The sequence below is a fragment of the Thermostichus sp. MS-CIW-25 genome, assembly GCF_054060015.1.
On sequence record NZ_JBSSCS010000035.1, the window covers coordinates 20883 to 30413 of the forward strand.

Annotated in this window: 7 protein-coding genes; 1 reads left to right on the forward strand and 6 read right to left on the reverse strand. The window is 59.3% G+C overall.

The window, feature by feature from the left end; all coding sequences use genetic code 11:
• Positions 1 to 156 precede the first annotated feature (156 nt).
• A complete protein-coding gene (locus ACVWZ1_RS11525; RefSeq protein ID WP_414399182.1) occupies positions 157 to 1206 on the forward strand; it encodes a hypothetical protein in 1050 nt (349 codons plus the stop codon).
• A gap of 81 nt (positions 1207 to 1287) precedes the next feature.
• Here the strand turns inward: ACVWZ1_RS11525 and ACVWZ1_RS11530 are convergent, their stop codons facing one another.
• The 6 genes from ACVWZ1_RS11530 to ACVWZ1_RS11555 form a co-directional block, all read right to left on the reverse strand.
• Entirely contained in the window at positions 1288 to 1575 is a 288-nt protein-coding gene (locus tag ACVWZ1_RS11530) for a hypothetical protein (protein ID WP_457503423.1), read from the reverse strand.
• 18 nt (positions 1576 to 1593) lie between these two features.
• A complete protein-coding gene (locus tag ACVWZ1_RS11535) occupies positions 1594 to 2211 on the reverse strand; it encodes a hypothetical protein (RefSeq protein WP_011432755.1) in 618 nt (205 codons plus the stop codon).
• Positions 2212 to 2232: 21 nt separating this feature from the next.
• Positions 2233 to 4062, reverse strand: a complete 1830-nt coding sequence (locus tag ACVWZ1_RS11540; RefSeq protein WP_457503424.1) for a proline--tRNA ligase — start codon at positions 4060 to 4062, stop codon at positions 2233 to 2235.
• A gap of 115 nt (positions 4063 to 4177) precedes the next feature.
• On the reverse strand, positions 4178 to 7345 hold the full coding sequence (infB, locus tag ACVWZ1_RS11545) for a translation initiation factor IF-2 (RefSeq protein WP_457503425.1): 3168 nt from the start codon (positions 7343 to 7345) through the stop codon (positions 4178 to 4180).
• Positions 7346 to 7718: 373 nt separating this feature from the next.
• Positions 7719 to 8027 carry a YlxR family protein gene (locus ACVWZ1_RS11550; RefSeq protein WP_414409175.1) on the reverse strand — a complete coding sequence of 103 codons (309 nt, stop codon included), beginning with the start codon at positions 8025 to 8027 and terminating at the stop codon, positions 7719 to 7721.
• Between the two features lie 44 nt (positions 8028 to 8071).
• On the reverse strand, positions 8072 to 9091 hold the full coding sequence (locus tag ACVWZ1_RS11555; protein WP_457503427.1) for an HD domain-containing phosphohydrolase: 1020 nt from the start codon (positions 9089 to 9091) through the stop codon (positions 8072 to 8074).
• Positions 9092 to 9531 lie beyond the last annotated feature (440 nt).

Below are 9531 nucleotides of genomic sequence, written 5' to 3' on the forward strand. Positions count from 1 at the left end.
CAGAGGTTTAGGCGTATCGACAGGGGCCATCCCCTGTGACAGGATTCGAACAGGATATCGAGGCCGATGTTCTGCCGGACTCTGTTTAGCCTTTCTCTGGGCTTGTTGCCTGTGTAGTCTGTCTGTACTCTATCTTTCTTTTTCTTGGATGGTCTCATGAGCGATAACTTGTATTCCTGGTTTCCCCGGGCCTTGGTGATTGGCGCTGCGGTTGTGGGGTTGTCGAGCTTGCCTGCAAGGGCTCAGCAAATTACGGATCCCAGCCCAGCTCAAGCGGCCACCAATGTTGAACCTACCTCCCCAATCTCGGCTTCTTTCCGCAGCCAAGATGGCGTCAGCGTGCGCCCGGAAACGGTGAGGGTTTTTGTGGATGGTCAAGATGTCACGTCCCAGTCGGTGATCACCCGAGATTTCTTCACCTATCGCCCTGCCCAACCCCTGCCGCCGGGGCGCCGGGAAGTTCTGCTGGAGTTCACCAATACCCAGGGGGTGACCCGCCGCGTGACCTGGAGCTTCACTGTGGGCAGCCCTGTCCGCGCTTCCATCGACTTAGTGGATCACAATGCCGGCAGTCGCCCTTTGGCAGCGGGAGAAATCCTGTTGGTCACCGTCAAAGGTACCCCTTCCAGCCGGGTAACAGTTTACCTCATCCAAGATGGACGGCAAGTGCAAACCCTGCCGGCTCAGGAAGTCTCCAGCGGCACCTATGTGGTGAATGCCCTAATCGAGGCGAAGGATACCACCCGTGAGGGGATCGTCGTCGCCCGCCTGGAAAATGGTGGCCAAGTGCGCTTCATGACCGCCGAACAACCGGCCCGCCTGATCGAAGGGGCCACCGGGGGCATCCAGCGGCTGACCACCCAAGAGGTTTCCGCCACGGTCAGCGCCCCCGGCCCACTCTTGCCTCAGATCACCAACCTGCGGGATGGGGATCGGGTTTCCGGTTCTTCGTTTACGCTGCAGGGCACTACAGCTCCCAATGCTTCGGTGCGGGTGAATGTAACGGCTTCTACTTCTCTGGGGGGCATCATCAGCGCCCAACAGACCGTGACCAACCAAACTGTGCAGGCAGATGCCCAGGGCCGTTTCACAATCACCGTTCGACCTCCCATTCCGGCCTCTGGCACGGTGTATCAGGTGAATCTCACGGCCACTTCCGGCAACCAAACCAGCCCAACGGTAACCCTGCGCCTTACCCAGCAGTAGGGGTTCAAGGGATCCCAATCCATCCCGATAGCCTTCCCCCCACCCATCAAGGGATCTGGGCAGCCTTCCATGTCCAGCAGTTCAGACTTCCCTCTCTCCCCTGGGAGAAGGGCTGGGGGTGAAGGCTCTATCATCTTCAATTCCCAGGGATCCCTTGCCGGCTTGTAGGGGAGTTTTGGATAGAGGAGACTGCATTTGCCAGCGCCACAGGATCCCGGCCATGATCAAGGTGGGCAAAACGATCATCCCGACCACCACTGGCATTTGCTCCGGCAAGGCCAAGTAAGGGCCACCATATTTGATGGCTATGCTGATTCCGGCGGCAGCCAGCATCAACTTCAGGGCAAACCAGACTGTTTTTTGATTCATGACTTATGGTCACTAAATTCACGATGGGCTGGGGTTGCTGACCATGGCAGTGAGAATGCCGGCAATGGTTTCCAGCTCCTCAGGTACCCGATACAGCGTTAAGTCTTGTTTGATCACCTGCTGATGGGCAAGAATTTGTCCGAACTGCCAGATAGACCCCATCGTCACTGCACCGTAGATCTGAGCCTGCTGCTCCACCTGCGCCAGGGCAATCATTTCTACAGCCATTTGCACAAAGGCCCGCGTTAGATCGTCCTTTTTGGCTTCAACCACCAGCAGGATGTTCTTCCCTCGCAACAGATAATCGAGGCTGCCCTTCAACCAATTGTTGACCATCAGGGGATACTCCAGCCGCAAAGGAACTCGACAATGGAGAGCCACTTCGGTCAGCACAGGAGCCACCAGCAATTCCCGCCGCGCTGTTTCGCTGGTGAGGCTAACCAAAGGTAACAATTGTCGGATCCGATCTTTCAAAACTGGGGTTTGCGGCGGCGCAGGGGCAACAGGCCATGTCCACTCCCCAATTTCCAGTTGATAGCCGAACTGAGCCAAGATTTCATCTGGCTCGTAGGGCATCTCAAAATAAGAGCGAAAAGTATAGGATTCGTCTTCTTTAAGAATGGAGATGTTCAGCATCGGGTTCAGGAGAAGCCACGCTCAGTCCGGCACAGCTAGGGCTGCTTCAATCCGCTCTTTCAGGGTAGTCACCACTTCTTCAATGGGAATTTCCGTGGCTTGGCCGCTGGCCCGCTCGGTGAGTTCCACCTTGCCCTGTTTGAGGCTGCGCCCCGTGGTGAGGCGATAGGGGATCCCGATGAGATCTGCATCCTTGAACTTGACGCCGGCCCGCTCGTCCCGGTCATCCCAGAGGGTCTCGATGCCGGCAGCAGCGAGATCTTGCACCAGTTTTTCCGCCACGCTCATCTGCTCGGCGTCGGAGATGTTGGGCACCACCACCACTACGTGATAGGGGGCAATGGCCACGGGCCAGATGATCCCGTTGGCATCGTGGGACTGCTCCACCGCCGCCTGGGCCAAGCGGGATACCCCAATGCCATAACAGCCCATCCAGAGGGGCTGCTCGGATCCCTGCTCGTCGGTAAAAGTGGCCCGCATCGGCAGTGAGAACTTGAGACCCAACTGGAAGATATGGCCGATCTCGATGCCACGAGCCGTTTCCAGAATCTGGTCGGGGTTGAGTACAGAACGATCCCCCGCTTGCGCTTTGCGCACATCCACCACTTCCGGCAGGGGATATTGCTCGCCCCAGTTGGCCCCCACCACGTGCCGCCCCACGTGGTTGCTGCCGGTCACAAAGTTCTGCAGCAGAGCTGCCGTCTGGTCGGCCAAGCGCAGGATCTGGGGGGCAAGGTTTTTCTGCGGGCCCAAACAGCTATCCGGCAAATCAGGAGCGATGTAGCCCACCGGGATGGGATCCCCCTGCCAACTGTTTTGGATCTCGGCATCCGCCAAGGTGAGCTTGAGCAGCTTGTTGGCTTGGTAGCGCTCTGCCAAGCGGCTGAGGTGGTTGGCCAGTTTGACCTCGTTGACTTCTTGATCCCCGCGGATGCTGAGCAGCACTGCCACCCGCAGGCCGTTGTCGTAGAGGGCTTGGTAGAGGACGTTTTTGACGATAAGGGTGGGGGAAATCTTCAGGAAATCGGCGAGCTTGTCAATGGTCTCCGTCCCCGGTGTATCCAACACCTGAAAAGATCCGTAGGGAGACTCTGCCGCTGGCGGCGGGATGGAGACGGCCTTCTCCACATTGGCAGCATAGGAGCCATCGGGCGTGTAGAGAATCTCATCTTCTCCGGCAGAGGCCAGCACCATAAACTCCTGCGAGGCCGCCGATGGACCCCCGATTGCCCCCGCATCGGCATCCACCACGCGAAACTCCAGCCCACAGCGCCTGAGGATGCGGCTATAGGCTCGGTACATATCCTGGTAGGTCTGGCGCAGGCTTTCCTCGTTGGCATGGAAGGAATAGGCGTCTTTCATGATGAATTCCCGCCCTCGCATTAGGCCAAAGCGGGGCCGAATCTCATCCCGAAACTTGGTCTGGATCTGATAGAGGGTTTGGGGCAATTGCCGGTAAGAACGGATCAGGTCGCGGGCCAGCAGGGTGATCACCTCTTCGTGGGTGGGGCCGAGGCTCTGTTCCCGCCCCTGCCTGTCCTTGAGGGCAAACATGATCCCCTCGGCTTGGGTGTACACATCCCATCGCCCCGATTCCCGCCAGATCTCCGCCGGCTGCAACTGGGGCAGCAGACACTCTTGCCCACCGATGGCGTTCATCTCCTGGCGAACGATCTCCGAGATCTTTTGCAGCACCCGCCAGAGGAGCGGCAGATAGGTGTAGATCCCTGCGGAGAGCCGCCGGATAAAGCAGCCCCGCAGCAGCAATTTGTGGCTGGGCAACTCGGCCTCGACGGGATCCTCCCGCAGCGTGACAAACAGCATCTGGCTCAGTCTCTGGCTTTGTTGCATCCCTTCTCTCCCTCTGAGGACTCCTCCCGCTCGCACGATCAGCTCAAACTTTCCCGCCCTGTTTGGGATCCCCTGCCCGAGAACGCAGGCCGACCTAGAGTCGCTTGGGGTGAAGCTAGGCGGGAGTGAGCGTCCGCCGCTTGGTGACCATCTGGTACACCTCGATGATGTCGCCTTCCTGCCAGGATTGGAACTTGTCGATGCCGATCCCACACTCGAAGCCGGCAGCCACTTCCCGCACATCGTCCTTGAAGCGCTTCAGGGAGTCTAGACGTCCCTCGTAAACTACCTCCCCTCTGCGGCGAACTCGCACCAGAGCATTGCGCTGCACCTTGCCCGAGAGCACATAGCTGCCGGCAACCGCACCGCGCCCGATGGGGATCACCAGGCGCACTTCCGCTTGGCCCAGCGGCTCCTCCACTTCTTCCGGCTCCAGCAAGCCCTCCATCGCTGCCCGCAGATCGTCCAGCAGGTTGTAGATGATGTCGTACTCCCGCACGTCCACACCCTTGTCATCGGCAGCCTGACGGGCGCCGGGGGCCAGGGTAGTGTTGAAGCCGAGGATGATGGCGTCGCTGGCCGCAGCCAAATCCACGTCGGTTTCCGTGATCTCGCCAGGGGCCGCCAGCAGAACCCGCAACTGGACTTCCTCTTGGGGCAAATCCCGCAGCGCTGTCTGAATGGCCTCGGCGGATCCCTGGACATCCGTCTTGATGATCAAGTTCAACTCCTTGAGCTGACCTTCTTGGGCTTTGGCGGAAACGCTACCCAAGCTCACGCGACGAGACAGCAGCGCCTGTTGTAGACGGGTTTGCCGCAGCACCTCCGCCCGCTCTTGGGCAATGCGACGGGCTTCTTTTTCGTCAGTGTAAACCTGGAACTCATCGCCGGCTGCCGGGACTTCATCCAGGCCTAGCAGTTGTACCGCCGAAGAGGGCCCGGCTTCTTGCAACCGCTGGCCGCGATCGTCCATCATCGCCTTGACCCGACCCAGAACGGCCCCGGCCACCAGGGTGTCTCCGACCCGCAGAGTGCCATTTTGCACCAAGAGGGTAGCCACCGGCCCGCGAGCTTTGTCCAGGTGGGCCTCGATCACCGTGCCACGGGCGGGACGGTTGGGATTGGCCTGCAGCTCGGCCACATCGGCCACCAACAGGATCATCTCCAGCAGAGCATCCAGGTTACGGCGGGTGAGAGCGCTCACCTCCACCATCGGGGTATCCCCACCCCACTCCTCTGGCAATAGGCCATGCTCCGCCAACTGCTGCTTGATGCGCTCCGGCTGGCTGCCGGGTTTGTCGATCTTGTTAATGGCCACGATGATCGGCACCTGAGCCGCCCGCGCATGGCTGATCGCTTCCAGAGTTTGCGGTTGTACCCCATCGTCGGCGGCCACCACCAAAACCGCAATGTCGGTGACGCGGGCTCCCCGGGCGCGCATGGCGGTAAAAGCCTGGTGGCCAGGAGTATCCAGGAAAACGATGCGCCGCTTCTGGCCTTCAAAGTTCACATCCACATGGTAGGCACCGATGCGCTGGGTGATCCCGCCAGCCTCTCCCTGCGCCACTTTGGTGTCGCGGATGGCATCGAGGAGGGTGGTTTTGCCGTGGTCCACGTGGCCCATGATGGTCACCACCGGCGGACGCGAGACCAGATGGTCGATGTCCTCCACATCCAGCATTTCGGTTTTTTTGGCCTCGGGTTCTGCCTCGGGTCGGCGAATCTCATAGCCCAACTCTTTGGCCACCGACTCGGCCAGCGACTCATCCAAGACCTGGTTGATGGTCACCATCACCCCCTTGAAAAAGAGGGTTTTGATGATCTCGGTTTCGGCCACACGCAGGCGGTGGGCCAATTCCTGAACGGTGAGGCTGCCATCCAAGAGCAACACCTTCTCTTCGGGCAAGGGCTCTGTCCCGCTGGCGCGATCGGCAGCACCAGCTTCAGCGGAGGTGGGTTGCTGCTGCGAACGAGCAGCAGGGCGGGGGCGGGCGGTGGGAGCAGCCGTTGCCGCGGGTGGGCGATAGGAAGGAGGCTTGGCGGTGGGGCGAGCCAAGGGCTTGAGGGCGTTTAGCTCAGCCTGCTTGACCGCTGAAATGATGGTCATGGGATCCAAATCCAAACCATCTCCATCTCCTTCCCCCCGTCTCCGACTGCGTTTGCGTTTGGCTTGAGCGCGGGCAGCCCGTCGGTTAAGAGCTTGCAACTCCTCGTCCTCTTCTTCTTCCGTTTTGCGCTTGACCTTGGGTGGGGTAGGTCTTACAGGAGCCTCTACCAACACCGGGCTGGGACGTTCCCCAGGGATCCTCTCTGGCAAGGGAGAGGCGGCATCTGGCTCAGGGGGAGCTGGCTTGGCCACAGGACGGGTAGGGGGCCCCACCAATTCCATCCGCCGCTGCGGACGAGGGGCTTCACCGGCTTTGCCGCTGCTGGAACGGTTTTCCTCAGTCACCGGAGAACGCGTGCCAGGGCGAACAGGTGCGCCCACCAGTTGTGGACGCGGTCGCTGCGCAGGTGGAGGAGAAGGAGCTTTTTCTTCCGCAGGCTGAGGGGCACGGGCGCGGCTGGGGGATGGTGCTTCTGAAGGGCTGGGGCGACTGAGCTCGGGAGCTTTTTGCGGCGGTTCAGGCCGCTCTGCCGGCAGTTCTGCCTCGGAGGTAGCTCGTCGAGGGGGGGTGAGCACAGTTGGGCGCTTGGCCACAGAACTGGGCTCGGAGCTGCTGGCTTTGGCTGCGGCAGGTTCAGGGCGAATGGGGGGGGGTGCCGGTTGAGAAGCCGTCCCCGGCTCTTGGGTGGCCTCAGACGAGCGGACAGGAGGGCTAACTTGCCGCCGCGGCGGGCCTATGAGCTGAGCACCACCGCTGGCAGATCCTTTTTCGGGGGAGACTCGCTCAGGTCGAGATGGCGAGGGCTTGGCAGCCGGCGGAGTTTCAGCCGTCTTGGCCTCGCCAACTGGGGCTTGCTGCTGAACGGGCGCGGGCCGACGAATGCCGACGATCGCGCTGGCGGTGCCGGGAACTTTCTGCTGAGGGCGCTCACTGGCTTTAGCTTCAGCAGGAGGCTCCGGCGGGAGGTTTTCAGATGGGGGTTTGGGCCGGGGTCGAGGAGGCTTCACAATGCGGGAGGCGCCCAGCTTGCTGCGCACCAACTCAGCCTGCTCCGGAGAAATGGTGCTGCTGTGGGTTTTGAAAGGGATCCCCAGTTGCTCACAAATCTCCAGCACCTCCCGACTGTCACGCCCCATCTCACGGGCAATGTCATAGAGTCGAACTTTGTCGGTCATTCGTCTGCTAGCCTCTGCTCCTTTCTCCTCGTCAGTTTTACTCTCCAAGTCAATGGGAACCCGGTTATTGGGTTGAGCCGAACCTTTTGGGCTTGCGGGGGCTTCCTCCGGTGCATCGAGAGCAGCTTGGCGATCCTCTAGAGATCCGGACTGGAGGGAACCCAGGTCTGAAGCTGCTCTGGCAACATCCGCAGGGGACATCCAGTAGGGCAGCCGGGGAAAGAATAGATGGAAACAGCGCCTCCAGAATAACCTCTCTGCAGCTCCTCCAGCCTGACCTCAGTTTTCCGGCCAACTCCCATTCTGACAATTGAGGGGGGCTGTCGTGTAGTTCGCAACCTGATGAACCTAAAAGGGCGTTTAAATATCTTACCTATGTTTGGGAATACCTCTGAGGCTCAGGCTTTTGGAGGAGATGCCCCTGGCAATCCTGCTCAAGAGAATCCAACAGCCGTTGAAACAACGAGTCAGGCACCGGTGCCTTGAGAGCTCTGCTGATTTGCTGCTTGCGTCGGGCTGCCTGCAGACATTCCAGCCGACGACAGACATAGGCAGAACGCCCCATACCCTCATCCAAAAGCACTTGGTGGGAATCAAATTGCCTGACCAGCCGCCACAGTTGTGAGCGAGGAAACAACTGGCGACAGCCTACACAACGGCGCAGCGGATCGGCACCCGGCAAAAGACTCTATCCTGCTGATACACTACAAGCAAGCTCTATCCAGCCTACTCCAAATCTGGCGCCTGCGATCGCAGAAACTCAAAGAAATACTCCACCAACTGGGGATCCCGCCACCCTCTGGCTGTTTCTTCCCGCAAAATGTCTATAGCCTCTTGAGCAGTGAAAGCTCGCTTGTAAGGTCGCTCCGAGGTGAGGGCGTCGTAGATGTCGATGATCTGGAAGATACGGGCCACCAGAGGGATCTCTTCCCCCTTGAGGCCGTCGGGATAACCGCTGCCATCCCAACGCTCGTGGTGGTGACGGATGAGGGGCAACACCTCTTTCATGGTGCGTAGTGGGCGGCAGATTTGCTCCCCGATCAAGACATGGGATTTCATCACCTCCCACTCTTCCGGGGTATGTTTGCCTGTTTTACCCAAGATGGCATCGGGTATGCCCACTTTGCCGATGTCGTGCAGGTAACCTCCCCACATCAGCACCTTGATCAGGGGACGGGGCAGATGTAAAAACTCGCCGAAGCTCTTGGCCATTTGTACCAAGCGCTCACAGTGATCCCCGGTGGTGGGATCCCGGCTTTCCACACTGCGGGCAATGGCGAACAAAACCTGGGCAGCATGATCCAAGTCTTCATTGAGGTGCTTTTGGCGAACGAGGGAACGCACCCGCGCCAACAATTCCGACTCGTCAAAGGGCTTGCTCAAGAAATCATCTGCCCCAGCTTCAATACCGCGCACGCGATTTTTGCGATCGCTGGCCGCTGTAATCAGCACCACCGGGATCAAACGCGTCTCGTCATTGGCTTTGATGCGCCGACAGACCTCGAACCCATCCAACCCCGGCATCATCACATCCAGCAAGATCAGATCCGGCTGGAAGGTTTTCAACATCTGCAGGGCTTGATTGCCGTTTTCGGCCTCGCTGACCCAGTAGCCAATGCTCTCCAGCAGATCCCCCAGCAGCAGGCGGCTGTTGGGCTGATCATCCACGACCAAAAGGTGACCAGCCTCAGCCTGATCCGCAAAAGGTGTGACAGGGATCCCAGCCGTTACGGGCATCTTGGGCATCTCGAGTTTGGCAAGTTGGGCGCAGGAGGAGCCGGTCACCGCACAATTCCAGTTGCAACACTTCTACAGTAATCCCATCAGAGAAAAAAGAGCATCAGGCTTTACACTGAGCTGCTCTAAGAAAGGGAAGGGGTTTTTCCCACCAATCCAGAACTTTGTGAGCACCTGTACAGAGCCTAGATATCCTGGAAGCCTCTTTACTGTTTAGTCTGATACAGATGCTTCGGAGAGTGGATGCCCCACCCAACTCCCCAGGCTCCCACGTCAGCGCACTTGGCCATTTCCACTGGCCGGTTAAGTACCGTTTTTAACAAAGGAGGGGCGCGGGGAGCTATAAGTCCCGCCCTGTATGCAAAGCATCAGCGTCGGGATACATGGACTCCCCGCACTTGTCGATTCTCTCGATGGGATAAGACAAGTATTTACCAGCAGCTATAGCT